The 17,689-nt window shown below is 58.5% G+C and carries 17 protein-coding genes; 8 read left to right on the top strand and 9 right to left on the bottom strand.

The features are described from left to right. Positions 1-354: 354 nt before the first annotated feature. The gene (locus ACYVIS_RS12500; protein WP_460874102.1) at positions 355-1,197 is read right to left on the bottom strand and encodes an NAD-dependent epimerase/dehydratase family protein; all 843 of its coding nucleotides are present in this window, start codon (positions 1,195-1,197) and stop codon (positions 355-357) included. A gap of 220 nt (positions 1,198-1,417) precedes the next feature. Beyond that, on the bottom strand, positions 1,418-2,122 hold the full coding sequence (locus ACYVIS_RS12495) for a glutathione S-transferase N-terminal domain-containing protein (RefSeq protein ID WP_232742649.1): 705 nt from the start codon (positions 2,120-2,122) through the stop codon (positions 1,418-1,420). 201 nt (positions 2,123-2,323) lie between these two features. Between ACYVIS_RS12495 and ACYVIS_RS12490 the strand changes: the two genes are divergently transcribed. Beyond that, positions 2,324-4,363: an AsmA family protein gene (locus ACYVIS_RS12490; RefSeq protein ID WP_460874101.1), complete on the top strand. Its 2,040-nt coding sequence runs from the start codon at positions 2,324-2,326 to the stop codon at positions 4,361-4,363. An 859-nt stretch (positions 4,364-5,222) separates the two neighbouring features. Here ACYVIS_RS12490 and ACYVIS_RS12485 read toward each other — a convergent pair. The 5 genes from ACYVIS_RS12485 to ACYVIS_RS12465 all read right to left on the bottom strand — a co-directional run bounded on the left by ACYVIS_RS12485 (position 5,223) and on the right by ACYVIS_RS12465 (position 8,174). Further along, positions 5,223-5,555, bottom strand: coding sequence for a chaperone modulator CbpM (locus tag ACYVIS_RS12485; protein WP_232742651.1), 333 nt, complete (start codon positions 5,553-5,555; stop codon positions 5,223-5,225). 2 nt (positions 5,556-5,557) lie between these two features. Then, positions 5,558-6,499 carry a DnaJ C-terminal domain-containing protein gene (locus tag ACYVIS_RS12480; RefSeq protein WP_460874100.1) on the bottom strand — a complete coding sequence of 314 codons (942 nt, stop codon included), beginning with the start codon at positions 6,497-6,499 and terminating at the stop codon, positions 5,558-5,560. Between the two features lie 93 nt (positions 6,500-6,592). Next, a complete protein-coding gene (locus tag ACYVIS_RS12475; protein ID WP_460874099.1) occupies positions 6,593-7,039 on the bottom strand; it encodes an acyl-CoA thioesterase in 447 nt (148 codons plus the stop codon). A 92-nt stretch (positions 7,040-7,131) separates the two neighbouring features. Next, the gene (locus tag ACYVIS_RS12470) at positions 7,132-7,491 is read right to left on the bottom strand and encodes a DUF1428 domain-containing protein (RefSeq protein ID WP_232742654.1); all 360 of its coding nucleotides are present in this window, start codon (positions 7,489-7,491) and stop codon (positions 7,132-7,134) included. 203 nt (positions 7,492-7,694) lie between these two features. Next, positions 7,695-8,174 carry an SRPBCC family protein gene (locus ACYVIS_RS12465; RefSeq protein WP_232742655.1) on the bottom strand — a complete coding sequence of 160 codons (480 nt, stop codon included), beginning with the start codon at positions 8,172-8,174 and terminating at the stop codon, positions 7,695-7,697. Between the two features lie 235 nt (positions 8,175-8,409). Between ACYVIS_RS12465 and nadB the strand changes: the two genes are divergently transcribed. After that, a complete protein-coding gene (nadB, locus tag ACYVIS_RS12460; protein WP_232744778.1) occupies positions 8,410-10,065 on the top strand; it encodes an L-aspartate oxidase in 1,656 nt (551 codons plus the stop codon). Positions 10,066-10,069: 4 nt separating this feature from the next. On the opposite strand, the gene nadC is transcribed toward nadB, so the two are convergent. Together nadC and nadA are read right to left on the bottom strand one after the other, a co-directional pair. Then, positions 10,070-10,954 (bottom strand): carboxylating nicotinate-nucleotide diphosphorylase, encoded by an 885-nt coding sequence (gene nadC / locus ACYVIS_RS12455; RefSeq protein WP_460874098.1) that lies wholly within the window; start codon positions 10,952-10,954, stop codon positions 10,070-10,072. After that, positions 10,951-12,084, bottom strand: a complete 1,134-nt coding sequence (gene nadA, locus ACYVIS_RS12450) for a quinolinate synthase NadA (protein ID WP_460874097.1) — start codon at positions 12,082-12,084, stop codon at positions 10,951-10,953. Before nadA ends, nadC begins: the two co-directional genes overlap by 4 nt. Before the next feature lie 132 nt (positions 12,085-12,216). Between nadA and ACYVIS_RS12445 the strand changes: the two genes are divergently transcribed. From ACYVIS_RS12445 to ACYVIS_RS12420, 6 genes are all read left to right on the top strand, one after another. Next, positions 12,217-12,867, top strand: coding sequence for an HAD family hydrolase (locus ACYVIS_RS12445; RefSeq protein WP_460874096.1), 651 nt, complete (start codon positions 12,217-12,219; stop codon positions 12,865-12,867). Between the two features lie 108 nt (positions 12,868-12,975). Next, positions 12,976-13,323: a carboxymuconolactone decarboxylase family protein gene (locus ACYVIS_RS12440; protein ID WP_232742659.1), complete on the top strand. Its 348-nt coding sequence runs from the start codon at positions 12,976-12,978 to the stop codon at positions 13,321-13,323. Positions 13,324-13,613: 290 nt separating this feature from the next. Further along, entirely contained in the window at positions 13,614-14,600 is a 987-nt protein-coding gene (locus ACYVIS_RS12435; protein WP_460874095.1) for a Bug family tripartite tricarboxylate transporter substrate binding protein, read from the top strand. A gap of 31 nt (positions 14,601-14,631) precedes the next feature. Then, the gene (locus ACYVIS_RS12430; protein WP_232742661.1) at positions 14,632-15,342 is read left to right on the top strand and encodes a class II aldolase/adducin family protein; all 711 of its coding nucleotides are present in this window, start codon (positions 14,632-14,634) and stop codon (positions 15,340-15,342) included. A 105-nt stretch (positions 15,343-15,447) separates the two neighbouring features. Then, positions 15,448-16,599: a YbfB/YjiJ family MFS transporter gene (locus ACYVIS_RS12425; RefSeq protein ID WP_232742662.1), complete on the top strand. Its 1,152-nt coding sequence runs from the start codon at positions 15,448-15,450 to the stop codon at positions 16,597-16,599. 19 nt (positions 16,600-16,618) lie between these two features. Next, positions 16,619-17,689, top strand: a complete 1,071-nt coding sequence (locus ACYVIS_RS12420; protein ID WP_232742663.1) for an NAD(P)H-dependent flavin oxidoreductase — start codon at positions 16,619-16,621, stop codon at positions 17,687-17,689.

Raw genomic sequence — 17,689 nt, 5'->3', positions numbered from 1 at the left:
GGTGCTGTGCAGTCCGGCGGTAGTCCAGCGCCGGGTGCTGACGAAGGGAAGGCGGGGGCTTTCGGCGGGCCCTGTCTGAGTGACGACCCGCATCGCGGGGCGGCGCGAGTTGGCCCGACGCCCGCCTGGACGAGGCAGACCCGGGCAGTCGGATAGCGCAGCTAGCCGACCGCTGGACGTGCCGGACTACACAGCACCGCCCACCCTGCGGCGTCTTAATAGAACTACCCGTCCAATGTAATAACCAAAACCTGAACAGATCAAAACGAAAGCCACTGAAACGCGTCCAGTTCCGTATACACTTAAACCGAAAAAGCTCTAGCAGCTTGGCAACAGCCGCTTCGATGTTCGAACTTATTCGAAAGGGCCGGCCTTGACAAAGCCGCCGCCCTGGAATTGCACGGCAGGGTCGCTCAGGTCTGGCGCGGGCGTGCGGGCATAGACGGCGTCCCGAAATACATCGGAGCTATCTTGCGGCACGTAGCCCACGTGGTGCGCACGGGAGTTGTCCCACCATGTGACGGCGTTGCGGGACATCCCGAAAACAATGGTGTGGCCCAGCACCGGCGTGGTCAGGCATGCGGTAATCAACCGGTGCAGGTCATCGAAGCTGAGCCAGGTGGCCAGCATGCGGCGGTCTTTGGGTTCGGGAAATGAAGAGCCGATGCGCACGCACGCGGTTTCGATTCCATAACGGTCGAAGTAGAAGCGTGAGAGGTCTTCTCCGAACGCTTTGCTCAAGCCATACATGCCGTCGGGCCGTGCGGGATGGTCGGCGTTGATGGTTTCGCTCTGGCGATAGAAGCCTGTCACGTGATTGGAACTGGCAAACACCACACGCTTGACGCCGTTCCGGCGAGCTGCTTCATACAGGTTGTATATGCCGAGGATGTTGGCCTGCAGGATAGGGCCGAAAGGTCCTTCCACGGACACGCCGCCCAGGTGGATGATGGCGTCCACTCCCTCGACCATACGGTTTACCGCCGCGGCGTCGGCCAAGTCGGCCAGTACGATTTCCTCGCCCGCAAGCGCGTCGCCGAACGGCTGGACATCCGACAGGCGCAATACCGAACAATTGTCTTTAAGGCGTTCGCGCAGTGCTTTACCCAAGCCGCCCGCCGCGCCGGTCAGCAACAGCTTTTGATGAACTTTGGGAGTTGTTTTGTGCATTTCGGGTCCGGATCCTGTGTTGCGCATGGGGTTGTCTGCAGCCTGCCAGTTCTAAAAGGCCTTTTCAAGCTGCTTATAAGTTGTCTGACAACTTGTAATTGTCAAGGTTTTTACTTTGGCTTGTCAATAGTCTCTAAGTAATTTAAGGAGAAGTCCTAGATGTTTATATGGGAGGCACTCGATTCGTCGTCGATTGCGTGCGGCTGAATATAAGAAATATTCTGTTGTACGATAAGATATAAAATCTTCAGGTCCGCCTGGGAATATCCAGGCCTTTCGCCACGGCGGGGCGGGCGAGGAACGCATCCAGGGCTCGTGTGACATTTGGGAAATCCGCGATTCCCACCAGGTCGCCTGCCTCGTAGAAGCCGATCAGGTTGCGCACCCATGGGAATGTAGCCATGTCGGCAATGGTATAGCTTTCGCCAGCGATCCAGGTCCGATCGGCCAGGCGCCGATTCAGGACGCCGAGCAGGCGCTTCGATTCCGCAACGTAGCGGTCTCGCGGGCGCTTGTCTTCGTAATCCTTGCCGGCAAATTTATTGAAAAACCCAAGCTGGCCGAACATCGGACCGATTCCACCCATTTGAAACATCAGCCATTGAATCGTCTCGTAGCGGCCGGCGCAATCCCTCGGTATGAATTGTTTGGCCTTGTCGGCAAGGTAGATCAGGATCGCGCCGGATTCGAACAGAGGAAGAGGCTTGCCGTCCGGGCCATTGGGATCCAGGATGGCCGGGATTTTGTTGTTCGGGCTCAGCGATAAAAATTCCGGCGACATTTGATCCTGGGTGTCGAATTTGACGAGATGAGGCTCGTAAGGCAGGCCGGTTTCTTCAAGCATGATCGACACTTTGACGCCGTTGGGCGTGGGCAAAGAGTAGAGCTGGATACGGTCGGGGTGCTGCGCGGGCCATTTCCGGGTGATGGCAAAGACGGAGAGATCGGTCATGCTGGATCCTTGCGGGGTGGGTATCGGCTTGCCAGAATACCCAGAAAAGCCTGGCAATGAAAGTGGCGGGGGAGTCCGTCGGCTTATCCGATCCGTTTACATATTGTTGCGCCGATATTCCTGGAAGCTCGCATGCGGCGCGTAGAATGAAAACAGGCTTGCGCCGTCCGATGCGTCCCGAGAGGAATACCCGGAGTGAAAATGCCCAGATATGCAAAGCTTGTTTTATGGGGATTCGGCAGTCTGCTGATCCTTCTGGTTTTCAGTGTTGTGCTGTTGCTGACCGTCAATTGGAACCACGCGCGGCCGTGGGTCAGTCAGCAACTCAGCGAGCTGGTGGATCGTCCGGTGTCGATCAATGGCGATCTATCTATACAGTGGCAATGGCCGAAAACAGAAACGGGCTGGCGTGCATGGGTACCGTGGCCACGCATCGGGGCCGAGCAGGTCGTCATTGGCAATCCGCCCTGGAGTCCGCAGGAAAGCAATATGGTCGAGGCAGGTCATTTCGCCGCGCAGATCAATCCCCTGGCCCTGTTCGATCACGTCATTCAGATTTCGACTTTGGAGCTCGGGTCGGTCCAGGTGCTGTTGGCACGAGGCCGCGATGGACAAAACAATTGGAGCCTGAAGAAGGAAGATACCGCGCCGCCATCGGACTGGACGTTCGATCTTCAGCAGGTGGCTTTGCAGCAGGTCGGCGTGCATGTCGAGGATGCGGTCAGTCAACTGGATCTCAAGACCGAGCTCGACACTCTGGACAGTACGACGCCGGATGGTTACGACTTGGGCTGGAAGGCCAAGGGCAGATTCAGGCGCGCCGTGATTGCCGGAGCCGGGCAGTCGGCCGGGGTCTTGTCGCTGCGGCAGGGAAGCAAGCCATTTCCGTTTGAGGGAAACATCAGGATCGGTGCAACCACCATTGCAGTTCGCGGTTCCGTAACCCGGCCCGAAGCATTGGCGGCGCTCGATGTGCACCTGAAGCTCAAGGGTTCCACCATGGCCGACTTATACCCGATACTCGGCGTCGCCTTGCCCAATACTCCCGCGTACAGCACTGAAGGCCATCTTGTCGGTGTGCTCGATCGCGCCGAGAACAGGTGGTCTTATCAGAACTTCAAAGGTACAGTGGGATCCAGCGATCTGCACGGGACTCTCGATTACATTGCCCGCAAGCCCCGGTCGCTGCTTAGCGGCACGCTGGAGTCGAAGCTGCTTCGCTTCAAGGATCTCGGCCCTCTGATTGGCGTGGATTCCAGCGATCATAAAGCCCAGAGCGGCGGCGCGGTGCAGCCGCCGGCAGGCAAGGTCTTGCCAGTCGAACCTATTCACACCGAAAGCTGGGGCACTATGGATGCCGACGTGACTTTTACCGGTCGGAAAATCCTGCGCAATAAAGATTTGCCGCTGGACGATATTCGTGCCCATATCAAGTTGAACGATAGCGTGCTGACTTTGGATCCCTTGTCCTTTGGCGTCGCGGGTGGGACTCTTGCTTCCAATATACGGATCGATGGCAAGGCCGTGCCCTTGAACGCGAAGATGACGATATCGGCGCGCCATCTCAAGCTGAAGAAGATGTTTCCCGCAGCACAGACGATGAATGCGAGCTTTGGCGAACTTCATGGTGATGCCTCGGTTTCGGCTCGGGGCAATTCCATTGCCGCCTTGCTGGGCCATTCGAATGGCACGGTCCAGGCGCTGGTCAGTAAAGGCACGATTAGCCATCTCTTGCTGGAAACGGCGGGTTTGAATGTGGCAAACATCGTCATCGTCAAACTTTTTGGAGACAATCAGGTGGAGTTGAACTGCATGGCCGCCGATTTCGGCATCAAGAACGGCCTTATGACGGCGCGTACGTTCAAGCTTGATACGAAAGATGCCATCGTGGACGTTACCGGGCAGATCAGTCTGGCGGACGAGCGGTTTGCGTTGGATATCAAGCCCGAAAACAAATCCTTTCGTATCTTTACCTTGCGAACTCCGTTGTACGTCAAGGGTACTTTCAAGAACCCCGATGTGGGTCTCTACAAGGGGCCTTTGCTGGCCAGGGCCGGGGCGGCCATCGTTCTGGGCGTGGTGGCCACGCCGTTTGCGGCGCTCTTGCCTTTGCTGAATCCAGGCTCGAGCGATTCCAATGGATGCAATGCCATGCTGGCTGCCGTCAGTGATAAGCCCAAGGTGCCTTCGGCGCGCAAAACGAAAAAGGTGCTTCCCTCCCATGAGAAGAGGGCTCACTAGGGCGTTTTTGGTTCGAGTGTTTATGGCGCTGAACGTGTTTCAGTCACTTTGTTTTTGAGCCGTTGTTTTTTGGGGTTGTGAGTTTGGGCTGTGTTTGCCGTGTTGGCTTGGGGGGTTAATTCTATAAAGACGCCGCAGGGTGGGCGGTGCTGTGCAGTCCGGCACGTCCAGCGGTCGGCTAGCTGCGCTAGCCGACTACCCGGGTCTGCCTCGTCCAGGCGGGCGTCGGGCGAACTCGCCCAGCCTCGCGAGGCTGGGCTCAGACAGCGCCCGCCGAAGGCCCCCGCCTTCCCTTCGTCAGCACCCGGCGCTGGACTACCGCCGGCCTGCACAGCACCGCCCACCCTGCGGCTTGCGTTGAGGTAATGCATAGAGGTATACATTGGGGAAGCCGCGTTGAGCCAATCACGGGCTACGTTGAGGCGGTGGGCGCTTTTAGTACATCCAGTCGTCAATCGAGGTAGATGTGGCCACGTGATGGAGGCATGAGTGCGGGCACGTTAACGGTTCTATAGGTGCAGGCCCATAACGGTAGATGCAAGCAAGTGAATTCCAGGCAAGCCCTAACGCGAGCCGTCTATCGGGGCTTGGGGTCAGGACCGGCGTAAGGCGTGCGCCGGATGCTACCGTAGGGAAGGCGGGGGCCTTCGGCGGGCGCTGTCTGAGCCCAGCCTCGCGAGGCTGGGCGAGTTCGCCCGACGCCCGCCTGGACGAGGTAGATCCGGATCAAGCACGCCGTGCCGGTCCTGACCCCAAGCCCCGATAGACGGCGTCTTTAAATACCTATCCATCGAACCTCGTAAACAATCGAGTGTCGTAACCACTCGAATCAAAAATGCGCTAGCCAAGGACTTGGCGGCTAAGAGGGGTTCTTTCTGTGGCCAGGCTTTGCCCTGTGGCTTGCCAGCTCCACTTCGAGCGCGTCGATGCGGCGCAGCAGGTTCAATGCCAGCGCCAGGCCATGCGCATCCAGTTCGAAATCGTCGCGCAAGCGGCGCGCCATGCGGGCTACAGCTATGCAATTGGTATGGAAGAAGTAATTGCGCGGGTCGTCATTCGAGGGCTCGATGATTCCGGTTTCCACCAGGTCGAGCAAGACGTCCTGAGTCAGGCCCGACACCTCGACTACATGTTCGAGCGAGCAGATATCCGACGTATTCAGCCATATGCTTTCAGTGATGTGAATAGTCATGGCTAGGCTCCTGTATAGAGTTGCGCGCGCGGGTTGAATTTCGATTCCGCGGCAAGCCTGGTGAACAGATCGCGTTCGGTTTCGGTCAGCGTCTTGGGCACGTCGATATGTACCACGGCGTATAAATCGCCTTGAGCGCCCGAGGCAGCCGGCAGGCCCCGCTTGGCCAGGCGGAGCTGGCGATCGGCAACGGTAGCCGCGGGAATCTTCATTTCTACCGTGCCGCCCAGCGTCGGTATCTGGACGCTGGCTCCCAGCGCGGCTTCCCAGGGGGCCAGGGGCAGGTCGATGTATAGGTCGTTGCCGCTGACCCGGTACAGCTTGTGGGGCTGGATCTTGATGACGAGATATAAGTCGCCCGGCTTGCCGCCGTGCAGGCCGGTTCCTCCTTTTTCAGGAAGACGCAGGCGCTGGCCGTCGGTTGCGCCTTTGGGTATGCGTACCCTGAATGTCTTCGGGATGCGGTGCAGCAGCCCTTGTGCATCGTACTCGGGCAGCGCGATGCTGATTTCCGTTTCCGCGCCGCTGTAGATCTGTTCCAGAGTGACCGGCACGGCGTATTCGAAATCCTGCCCATGCAGGGGGCGTTGTGTGTGTTCGCGCCCGCCGGCGCGCTGCGCCGCGGCGAAAGCGGCCAGCAGGTCGGCGAGGTCGACGTCGTTGAAGTCGGCTGGGGTTTCGTGGAAATGCTCTTGCCATTGGTGCGGCGGTACGAACTCCTCGCCCTGGGAGTGAGGCCCGAGATTATCGTACGCGGCGCGCTTTTCCGGATCTTTCAGTGTGGCATACGCCTCGGCCACGTTCTTGAATTTTTCTTCGGCGTCTGCATTTTTGGATACGTCGGGATGGTATTGATGAGCCAGCTTGCGGTAGGCCTTTTTTATGTCGGCCTGCGTGGCATTGCGTTCAATACCCAGGACTTGGTAGTAGTCGACGTATTTCATTGAGACTCCGCTTTGATGAACCAAGACTGAAACGTGTCAAGATTAACAATGAACGCAGACAATGGCAAAGCCGGCGACGCCTGCCCCGTTGCGCTAGGGTCCCGGGGGAGCAATCAAGGCTTCAAGAGCTTTGCGAAGCGCCGGCGGTAAAGGCACAGGCCGACGCGACTGCTTGTCGACGTAGACATGCACGAAGTGGCCATGCGCCGCCGAAAGCGGGTCGCCCTGCCTGAAAATGCCGATTTCATACCGGACGCTCGAATTGCCCAGATGCGCCACGCGAACGGCCGCTTCAATGGTATCGGGAAAGGCTAGGGAGGAAAAATAGTGGCAACCTGTTTCGACCACCAGCCCGATAACCTCGCTTTTTTCGATGTCGAGTACGCCCGCATCGATCAGGTAGCGGTTCACAACCGTATCGAAATAAGAATAATAGGTGACGTTGTTCACATGCCCATAGACGTCGTTATCCATCCAGCGGGTTGTAATGGACGTGGAGTGGCTGAACTCGGAACGATGGCGCGGCTGAGGTTTGGTCATGGGGAGTAGGTGATGTTTGCAAAGTGGCGGCAAACCCGGCGCTGGCGGTGCATCGCCGTGGCTGCCGTTAATAATAGCCTTATTGTTTCTTGTCAGAGGTCGATCAGTACATCGAAGCCGCCGTATATCAGGCGCTTGCCGTCAAATGGCATGGAAGCGGCGTTCATCATGGGTGCCATGCGTGGATCCTTCATGACCTTGTCGTTGACTTCGTCGCGATGGGCACGCGACTTATATACGATCCAGGCGAAGATGACGGTTTCGCCATCCTCAAGATTGACGCTTTGCGGGAAGGAGGTGAGTTTGCCGGGCTTCACGTCCTCGGCTATGCATTCGCGGTATTGCAAGGCGCCGTGTTCGCGCCAGATTGCGCCGCATGTGTTGGCCATTTTCCTGTAGGCCTCTACATTTTTTTTGGGGAGAGGAAGAACAAATCCGTCGACGTATTCCATGCTGTTTCTCCTTGGTGCCGCAGACGTGTGTGGGCGCCTGCTGCAACTTGTCGAGTCGATGAGTCGGAGTTTTGAAAAACATCTTGTGGACAGTGTCCACAAGATGTAGCATACACGATTTACGCTGCGCATGAAAAGCAATGCACCTTGCCGCAAACAGGCCGTGGCGGCGTGGGTTGCCGGCACTGCATCGGCGCATTCGATTAGTGATGCGCCGCGTCGATCAGCCTGGCATTTAGAAGCCGGGCCAGTCCTTGTGCGCCTTGCCGCATAACCTGATCATGATTCCATTTGAACAGCGGCTTTGCGATCGGCGCCAGGAAATTCATCCAGGGGCTGGTAGTATGCACATGCCACACATAGCGCAGGGTGGTAAGAGGGGCCTCGTGGGATAAATGCCAGCAGCCGATACCCTCCAGTTCGCCGCTGGCAAGACCTTCCAGAACCTCCAGCGGCACGGCTCGAATGACACGGATATCGAAGGTCAGCCGATAAGGCAGCCGGCCTTTCCAGGTAAAGCGCCGCAGGCTGCCAACACCATTGCCGTCGCCTCGCTCGGTTTCAACCACCTTTTCTACGCTATGCCACCATTGCGGCCATTGCGAGCAGCAAAAAATGGCGTCGGACACCTGCGATAAAGGCGCCTCGATGCGCCATGTAGTGACGAAACGAAATTCTGTCATGGGTCGTGCCGGTCAAAGTGGCTTGGCTTTCAGGACGTGCGCGACTGCCTGCATAGCAGGTCTCCTTTAAGGCTTCCGAGCCTAGCCTGTATTTTATATCTCCTGGATCCGATCTGTAGCGGCAAGTTTTTTGGCCTCCATTGCCCGAGGCGCCGATGGCCATGGCGGGAGGACCCGATGCGAATGTCCTGCTATGCTATTGCCACCAAAAATGCTGAGATATCTCGCGACGATGATCAAATTCGATGTAGCCATTGTGGGTAGTGGTTTGTCCGGCCTGACGGTGGCTTTGCACCTGGCCCGGGATAAACAAGTAGTCATTATTTCCAAGAAGGCCTTGCTCGATGGCGCCAGCAACTGGGCGCAGGGAGGCATCGCCGCGGTGCTGGATTCTCACGATAGTCACGCCCAGCATATTGCCGATACGCTGACGGCGGGTGCGGGGCTATGCGACGAGGCGGCGACGCGCCATATTGTCGAGAACGGCAAGCCGGCGATAGACTGGCTGATTGAACAGGGCGTGCCCTTCACCCCCGATGCCAGCGCCGAATTGGGCTTTCACCTGACGCGCGAAGGCGGACATAGCCAGCGTCGCATCATTCATGCCGCGGATGCCACCGGCCACGTGGTGCAAACTACGCTGGAACAAAAGATACGGGCGCACAAGAATATTACTCTGCTGGAAAATCATTCCGCTGTGGAGTTGATCACCAGCAGAATTTTTCGCGGAAAAATCGATCCGGCAGCCGAAGACGGCACCGCTGGCGACAGTCTGGCGGAACCCGCGCAATGCCTGGGCTTGTATGTCTTTGACGAAATCAGCGGCGGCGTGAAAACCATTCTTGCGAGCCACACGGTGCTGGCTACAGGCGGTGCCGGCAAAGTCTATCTGCACACCAGCAACCCGGACACGGCCACGGGCGACGGCATGGCCATGGCCTGGCGGGCCGGGTGTCGGGTGAGCAATATGGAGTTCATGCAGTTTCATCCAACCTGTCTTTATCATCCGGCCGCCAAATCGTTCCTGATTTCCGAAGCGTTGCGCGGCGAGGGCGGGATATTGAAGATCCCGCTCGATGCATCGGCGGATCCCGGCCTGAGGTTCATGCAGCATCATGACGAGAGGATGGAGCTGGCGCCGCGCGATGTGGTGGCGCGCGCGATCGATTTCGAGATAAAAAAGCGCGGCCTCACGCATGTGGATCTGGATATCAGTCATTGTTCGCCGGCATTTATCGAGGAACACTTTCCCACTATTCAAGCCCGCTGCCTGAGCTACGGCATCGACATTGCGCGCCAGCCTATTCCTGTTGTGCCCGCCATGCATTTCACGTGTGGCGGGGTGGTGACCGATCTCGAGGGCCGCACGGATATTCCGGGCCTGTATGCCGTGGGAGAGACCGCCTGCACTGGTTTGCATGGCGCCAACCGGCTGGCGAGCAACTCCTTGCTGGAATGCCTGGTGATAGGGCGCAACGCCGCCCGGCATATTGAGTGCCAGGAGGTTCGGGTGGAACCGGGTTTGCGGGAATCGATACCCGATTGGGACGATAGCCAGGTTACCGACCCCGATCAAGCCGTAGTGGTTTCACATGCCTGGGACGAGCTGCGGCGATTGATGTGGGACTACGCGGGGATCGTGCGCACCGACAAAAGATTGGCGCGCGCCCGGCATCGCATCGGTTTGCTGCGGGACGAGATCGAGGCGTACTACCGCGTTTATCGGGTGGATGGCAATATGCTGGAGTGCCGCAATCTGGTTCAGGTGGCGGCACTGGTTGTGGAAAGCGCCTTGTTGCGTAAAGAAAGCCGCGGCCTGCACTTCAGCCAGGATTATCCTTACTCATTGCCCAAAGCGCTGCCGACCGTGCTGACGCCCGGCGTCAGATAGCGCCTTACGCGGTTGCGACGATGCGCATTGAAAAATCGACGGCCCGGATGTCTTTCGTCAGGCTGCCGATTGAAATGCGATCCACTCCGGTCTCGGCAATATTGCGCACGGTTTCTTTGTTGATTCCCCCTGATGCTTCCAGCAAAGCACGGCCGGCGGTAATCGCCACTGCCGCGCGCATCGAGTCGAGATCGAAATTATCCAGCAAGACCGATGTGGCTCCCGCCTCCAAGGCTTGCTGAAGTTGGCTCAGGTTTTCTACTTCTATCTGGATCGGCACCGCCTGCGGCAGAGCCAGCGCGCGCTTCATTGCCGCGGCCACTCCGCCTGCCGCCGCGATATGATTTTCCTTGATCAGCACGCCATCGTACAAAGCCAGCCGCTGATTGCTGCCCCCGCCCACGCGGACCGCGTATTTCTGGGCCAACCTTAGCCCAGGCAGGGTTTTGCGCGTATCCAGGATTTTCGCCCGGGTGCCGTCGATGACGCGGACGTAGTCGCGCGTCGCGGTTGCCACGGCGGACAGCAATTGCAGAAAATTGAGCGCGCTGCGCTCCGCCGTCAGCAAGCCACGGGCCGGCGCGTGAATACGGCACACCAGGCTATTTGCACGCATGACATCGCCTTCCGCGTACTGCCACTCGATGCGCGTGCGTGGATCGCAGCGCTGCATGACGGCCTCAAACCATGGCGCACCGCAGAGCACGGCGTCTTCGCGCACTTTCAGTTCGGCGGTTTTAAAGTCGTCAGCGGGTACCAGAAGCCCGGTGGTGTCGCCGCTACCCACGTCTTCCGCGAGCGCGGCGTCGATGTTGGCCATGAAGGCGGCCTGGAGCGCGGCATCGAGAGGCGCCAAGGGATTGCGCAGGGTCGAGGCTTGCTGATTCATGCGGGGCCTATTCCAGAAAAAAGGGCGTGTTCTTTGGCGAGATCGCCGCTGGGGCGAACATTGGCTTTGCGCTGGGCGGCAAAATCCAGCATACGATCGATACACACGACCGCGCGGCTGCCGATGTCCGCGTCCAGGGTTATTTCGTTGCCGCCGGATTCCAGCGCATCGGCCAGATTCTGCAGCGAGTTCATCGCCATCCAGGGGCAGTGCGCGCAGCTCTTGCACGTTGCGCTGTTGCCCGCGGTGGGTGCGGCGATAAAGTATTTGCCCGGCGCCGCACCTTGCATTTTATGCAACAGGCCCATATCGGTCGCCACAATGAATGTGCTTGCGTCCAGCCTTTGTGCCGCGGCGATGAGTTGCGAGGTCGAGCCCACTACATCGGCCTGCGCGACCACGGCCGCGGGCGATTCGGGATGCACCAGCACCTTGGCGGCGGGATGTTCCTGTCGCAACAGTTCCAGCTCCAGTCCCTTGAACTCGTCGTGCACCAGGCACGAGCCTTGCCACAGCAGCATGTCGGCGCCGGTTTCTTTCTGGATGTAGCCGCCTAGATGTTTGTCGGGCGCCCAGAGTATTTTTTTGCCCTGCGCATGCAGGTGCGCCACGATGTCCAATCCGATGGATGAGGTGACCATCCAGTCTGCGCGCGCCTTCACGGCGGCGCTGGTGTTGGCGTAAACCACCACGGTACGATCGGGATGGGCGTCGCAAAACTCGGTGAATTCGGTGGCATCGCACCCCAGGTCGAGTGAGCACGTCGCTTCCAGGTCGGGCATGATCACGCGCTTGTGGGGGCTCAGGATTTTGGCTGTTTCGCCCATGAAGCGTACTCCCGCCACGACCAGTGTGCGGGCCTCGTGGTCGCGCCCGAAACGGGCCATTTCCAGCGAATCGGACACACAGCCGCCGGTTTCTTCCGCCAGGTCTTGAATGTCGGCATCGACATAATAGTGCGCCACCAGCACGGCCTGTTGCTGCGCAAGCAGGCGCCTGATACGTTCCTTCAGTCCGTGTTTCTGGTCTGGGGAGGGAGGGGCGGCGATGCGCGCCCATGCCTGGGCACTGGTGCTGCAGCCCGATGACATATGCGGCCGTTCAAATTCAATGGCTTTGAGGTTCGACATGGAGGAACGAGAAAAAGAAAGGAGAACGCAATAATACGTCACCGAGGCCGGCCGTCAAACCAGCGTGTTGTAATGAGCATGAAACAGAGGCTTCCGGCGCGGCGGCGCAGGACAAAAGAGGTGGGATATTCAATGAAATTCGATGCGGTCATTTTCGATTGTGACGGTGTTCTGGTGGACAGCGAGGCAATTACCACGGGGGTGCTCAGAGAAATGCTCGAGGAATTAGGCTGGCCTTTAAGTCACCAGGAGTGCCATGCATTGTTTGTGGGCAAAGCCGTCCAGGATGAGTTGGCAATTATCCAGCAGCGCACCGGCAGGAAGCCGGGCCAGGGCTGGATCGACGAATTCAGGATTCGGCGCAACAGCGCGCTGAGCCTGAATCTTGAAGCGGTGCCGGGTATTCACGAGGCTCTGTCCCGGATCTCGCCGTATTGGCAGTCCGGCATTGCCTGCGCCTCGGCGGCGGATCGCGGAAAAATCAGCTTGCAGCTCGATAAAGTCGGGCTGCTGGGGTATTTTGAAGACAGGATGTTCAGCGGCTATGAGGTTGCCAGAAACAAGCCTTTTCCGGATGTGTACCTGGCTGCCGCCAAGGCGCTGGATGTGGCCGCGCAGCGTTGCGCCATTGTTGAAGACAGCGTAACAGGCGTTTCGGCGGGTGTCGCTGCCGGTGCCACGGTTTTTGCCTACTCCCCTTTGGGCCATGACGAGCCTCTGTTTCAGGCCGGGGCCTCGGCGGTTTTCACCGACATGGCGGCGCTGCCTGACTTATTGATGTGATTCTTTGGCCCGCGGCCTTCGGCGGCTTTATGAAGAAGCGAGGACTATGATAGGTCCTGGCAACAGGCTTGAAGTTTTCATAATGCAGTTGGAACCAGGAGCATGAATATGGATCAATCGATATTTCCCGCCATGACTAAAGAGCTCGCCAAGCAACGCGCCGATCTGGCGCCGGAGACTATGGCCGCGTTCAAGGCATTTAGCGCGCAGGTGTTCGCCGAGGGAGCCCTGCCCAAAAAAATGAAGCAACTGATTGCGGTGGCCGTCGCGCATGTCACGCAATGTCCCTATTGCATTCGTGGTCATACCGAACTTGCCGTACGGGAGGGCGCCAGCGAACAGGAAATCATGGAGGCCATCTGGGTTGCTTCGGAAATGCGGGCGGGCGGAGCCTATGCCCATTCCGCCCTGGCGCTGGATACGATCAATCACGCAAAAAATCGGCACAGCGCCTGAACGTCACTCTTCGCAATAGTCATGGCAACAGTCGGGCCATCGGGCTCGACACTCCGGTGGACATGAATAGCGCTTAAAAAGAGTCACCTGGTCTGGTAGCTATACGAATTTCAATATGAATGATATGAAATTTTCATTTTTATTCATATATGGAAAACGACAAAATCGAACGGATGCAGATGCTGCTATAGAAGCAGCCATGCGTATCGGCGGCATTTTGCCCGTCGGCCAATTTCATATTGGCGGTATCCATCCATACGCAAGAATAAACCTGTCCGGAGACAACCATAATGAATACAAGACTTGCCTTGAAACTGGGGGCGACAGCACTTCTGGGAATGCTGCCGTGGATTGCGATGAATGCCCGTGCCGACACGTATCCCAGTCATTCGATGACGATAGTCGTCCCGTTCTCGGCGGGCGGCGGCGCCGATATCGTCGCGCGGCTCTTGGCGCAGGAATTGTCCAAGAATTTGGGTAATGCACCCATCATCGTCGATAACAAGGCCGGCGCATCCGGAAATATCGGCGCCAATTATGTGGCGCGGGCCAAGCCGGACGGATATACCCTGCTGCTGACCAACAGCACCATGACGATCAATGGCAGCCTCGGCTTCACGCAGGGCTACGACGTCAAGAAGAGCCTGGAGCCTATTGCAAACCTGGTGTCCACGCCCATTGCCCTGGCGGTGAACAGCAAACTGCCGGTGAAAAGCGTGGCCGATCTGGTGGCGTATGCAAAGCAGCATAAAGGCAGCTTGAGCTACTCTTCTTGCGGAACCGGAACTCCGCAGCACTTCGCCGGCGCCGATTTCAATTTGCTGGCGGGGCTGGACATTCTGCATGTGCCGTATAAAGGGTGCGCGCCAGCCGTGAACGATGGCTTGAGCAATCAGGTGCCGATCTTGTTCAGCACGATTCCCAATGTGGCGCCGCATGCCGAGGCGGGGCAGCTGCGGATGCTTGGCGTTGCCTCGAAGAACCGGCTGTCGTTCATGAATGACGTGCCCGCCATTGCAGAGACACCGCCGTTTTCAGATATGGACATATCGGTGTGGTTTGGCTTGTTCGCGCCGGCAGGCCTGCCGGAGGACGTCCGCCAGAAACTTGAGTCGGCGGTATTGACCACCATGAAAGAGAAGAAGCTTCAGGGCGAATATAAAGACCGCTATTACGAGGTCGATGTCCTGAACTCCAAGGATTTTGCCAAACGGGTCGATAACGATTTGGCCACCTACAAGAAGCTGGCGGATCAATCCCACATCTCGCTGAAATAACACTTTATAAAGATTCAAGGAAAGCACGGCCATGAGCAATGAGCTGCAATTCGGTGTGGAAGACCTGGTGTTTGCAAATCGCATTCTTGCGAAATATGGCGTGCTTGACGGCTTTGGGCATGTCAGCATGCGCAATCCCGATAAGCCGGAACATTATTTTTTGTCGCGTTCCCTGGCGCCTGAATTGGTTGCGCAAAATGACATTATTGAATATGACCTCGACTCCGTGGCGGTAAACGGCGATTCGAGAAGACCGTATCTTGAACGTTTTATTCACGGAGAAATCTATAAGCAGCGGCCGGATGTACAGGCGGTAGTGCACAGCCATTCGCCCTCGGTCATTCCATTCGCCGCGTCCAGCGTACGCCTGCGCCCTATTTATCACATGGCGGGCTTTCTCACCGGCGGTGCGCCGGTATTCGATATCAAGAGCAAATTCGGTTGCACGGATTTGCTGGTCACCTGCGCCGAACATGGGGCCGAGTTGGCGAAAATCCTTGATGGATCCAGTGTTTCCCTGATGCGCGGCCACGGTTTTGTTGCTGTTGGCGGCGACGTGTCGGTTGCGGTGTATCGTGCCATCTATACGGAATTGAATGCCTCCCTGCAAGAGAAGGCGATCAATCTCGGTGGAGAAATCATTTATCTGGATGAGCAGGAAGGGCAAAATGCGGATGCCACGATCCGGGGCGTTATGCACAGGCCGTGGGAACTCTGGAAGCAAAAGGTGGGCGCCTTGTAGTTCGCTCCAGCTTGTGTCATGTTTGTGCGACAGAAGGGCTGCGGTTTCGCAGCCCTTCCTGCATTCGTTATACGAAAATCAATAAAGCGGCTAGCATAAGGCCTCATGAATACTTTGAATAGACCTCCCACACCGATTGCTGCAACCTTGATCGCCGCGCTCGGACTTGCGTCCGCGATGGGTATAGGGCGCTTTGCGTTTACACCCTTGCTGCCCCTGATGCAGCAGAGCTTCGGCCTGACCCTGCGGCAGGGCGCCTGGCTGGCAAGCGCAAACTATATTGGGTACCTTCTGGGAGCGCTCGTCAGTCTGATTTTCAATCCGGCGCCGGGCCGTGCGGCGCGGCTCAGCCTTCTCTGGATCGCGGTGCTGACGATTGCCACCGGGTTGACACACATGTTCGAGGCGTGGGTAGTACTGCGTCTGCTTACCGGCGTGGCAAGCGCCTATGCCCTGATCGGCATTTCGTCGTGGGTATTGAATGTGCTTTCGCAACAACCCTCGACTTTTTATGGCTGGGTCTTTGCCGGAGTCGGCCTGGGGATGATACTTGCCGGGTTTACCGGTCTGGCGGCCGGTGTCTGGCATCAATCTCCCGACCATGCATGGCTCGCCATGGGTGTCTTTGCGGTTGCGGTGTTGGTCCTGGCGTGGCGTCCGCTCAATTGGGGGGCAGGCGCGCCGCGTGCCGTGGCGGCGCACACGGCCCAACGCATGGGTGTCGAGGGTTGGAAAATTACTTTTTGCTATGGCGCTTTTGGCTTTGGCTACATCATTCCGGCCACATTCCTGCCGGCGTTTGCACGCCAGTTGATCAGCGATCCGTCCGTGTTCGGTTGGGTTTGGCCGGTATTTGGGGCGGCCGCGGCCCTCTCGACCATAATCTCCGCCTATCTATTCAAACAGGCATTGCCGCGAAATGTATGGGCATACAGCCTTGTCGTGACGGCCGTCGGAGTTCTGGCGCCCGCCCTGTACCCCTGCCTGGCGACGGTCGTGATCAGCACCTTCTGTGTGGGCGGCACCTTCATGGTGGTGACGATGGCGGGCCTGCGCGAGGCGCGCTTGGTGGCAGGCGCCGACGCTTCAAGGCTGATCGCCGCCATGACTACTGCTTTCGCCGTCGGGCAATTGCTGGGGCCTTTGACAATTCCGCCCGGCACATTGCAAGAATCGATTTTCTACCCCAGTGTGGGGGCGGCTTGCCTGTTGCTGGCCGCCGCAATTACATTATTGCGGCGTCGTTCCACTACATAATCAGTGAAAAAGGATTCCGATGAGCACCGTACGCACTCGCGCCGATCTGTTTTGTAAACGTTATGGGCTGGGCCTGCCCATTTTGCTGGCGCCGATGGCGGGCGCATGTCCGCCGTCGCTGTCGATCGCGGTGGCCGATGCGGGCGGGCTGGGTTCTTGCGGCGTGTTGTTGATGCAGGCGGCCGACATCGCCGCCTGGGTGGCAGAATTTCGCGCGCATACCCAGGGCGTGTTCCAGCTCAATCTGTGGATACCCGATCCCAAGCCGGTGCGCGATGCGCGGCACGAAGCCTCGATTCGCGAGTTCCTTTCCGCTTGGGGGCCGGCTGTGCCCGCGGATGCCGCCGACGCGTCGCCGCCCGATTTTTCCGCTCAGTGCGAAGCCATGCTCGAGGCCAGGCCGCCTATCGTTTCCTCGATCATGGGCCTGTATCCGGCCGAATTCGTCAAAGAGCTCAAGGCCCGGGGCATCGCCTGGTTTGCCGTTGTGTCCACCGTGGCCGAGGCCAGAGCGGCGGAAGCCGCCGGGGCGGACGTGGTGGTTGCCCAGGGCATGGAAGCGGGAGGGCACAGGGGGTGTTTCGATGCCAGCCAGGCCGAGATACAGCAGGTAGGCTTGTTTTCCCTGCTGCCCGCGGTTGTGGACGCGGTGAAGATACCTGTTGTCGCCACGGGCGGCATCGCCGATTCGCGAGGCGTTGCGGCGGCACTGACGCTGGGGGCGAGCGCGGTACAGATCGGCACGGGTTTTTTACGCTGCCCCGAAGCCAAGCTTAATCCGGCCTGGGCCAGGGCCCTGGCCGATGCGGCACCGGAAGGCACCGTCGTAACCCGTTCGTTCAGCGGCCGGGCCGGCCGCAGCATTGCTACCGATTATGTGCGGGCGGCGAGCGCCGCCACGGCCCCGGTTCCGGCGCCTTATCCGGTGCAGCGCGGCCTGACGGCGGCCATGCGCAAGGCGGCCCAGCAAAGCGGCGACATACAAAGAATGCAGGCGTGGGCGGGGCAATCCGCGGGCATGGCTTCGGATCGGCCGGCGCGCGAGCTTGCCCGCTCGCTTTGGGATGATGCGCAGCTATGGCTGCCTTGA

It is taken from the genome of Paralcaligenes ginsengisoli (assembly GCF_054781135.1).
Note: the sequence above shows the minus strand (reverse complement) of the source record. Positions and strands in the feature narration are given on the sequence as shown.